General features: G+C 55.1%; 1 rRNA gene. It reads right to left on the bottom strand.

Annotation, left to right across the window (positions count from 1 at the left end):
- Nucleotides 1–1,025, bottom strand: a 23S ribosomal RNA gene (locus QC180_RS30115); the annotation flags it as partial.

Here is a 1,025-nt window from a genome sequence, read left to right as displayed (position 1 = left end):
TAGTAAGCCCTCGGCCTATTAGTACCAGTCACCTACACCAGTTACCTGGCTTCCAGTTCCGGCCTATCAACCCCATGGTCTGTAGGGGGCCTTAACCCATCAAGTGGGAGAGAAACCTCATCTTGGAACAGGCTTCCCGCTTAGATGCTTTCAGCGGTTATCCCTTCCGAACGTAGCCAACCAGCAGTGCCCCTGGCGGAACAACTGGCACACCAGAGGTTCGTCCGTCCCGGTCCTCTCGTACTAGGGACAGCCTTCCTCAAGTTTCTAACGCGCGCGGCGGATAGAGACCGAACTGTCTCACGACGTTCTAAACCCAGCTCGCGTGCCGCTTTAATGGGCGAACAGCCCAACCCTTGGGACCTACTCCAGCCCCAGGATGCGACGAGCCGACATCGAGGTGCCAAACCATCCCGTCGATATGGACTCTTGGGGAAGATCAGCCTGTTATCCCCGGGGTACCTTTTATCCGTTGAGCGACACCGCTTCCACTTGCCGGTGCCGGATCACTAGTCCCGACTTTCGTCCCTGCTCGAGCTGTCACTCTCACAGTCAAGCTCCCTTGTGCACTTGCACTCGACACCTGATTGCCAACCAGGCTGAGGGAACCTTTGGGCGCCTCCGTTACATTTTGGGAGGCAACCGCCCCAGTTAAACTACCCACCAGGCACTGTCCCTGAACCAGATCATGGTCCGAAGTTAGAAGCCCAATACGATCAGAGTGGTATTTCAACGACGACTCCACACACACTGGCGTGCATGTCTCACAGTCTCCCACCTATCCTACACAAACCGTACCGAACACCAATACCAAGCTATAGTGAAGGTCCCGGGGTCTTTTCGTCCTGCCGCGCGTAACGAGCATCTTTACTCGTAATGCAATTTCGCCGAGTCTGTGGTTGAGACAGCAGAGAAGTCGTTACGCCATTCGTGCAGGTCGGAACTTACCCGACAAGGAATTTCGCTACCTTAGGATGGTTATAGTTACCACCGCCGTTTACCGGGGCTTAAATTCTCAGCTTCGC

It is taken from the genome of Nocardia anocheti (genome assembly GCF_029675105.1).
Classification (GTDB): Bacteria; Actinomycetota; Actinomycetes; order Mycobacteriales; family Mycobacteriaceae; genus Nocardia.
The sequence above is the reverse complement of the archived record's forward strand: the minus strand, read 5'-3'. Positions and strand labels throughout refer to the sequence as shown.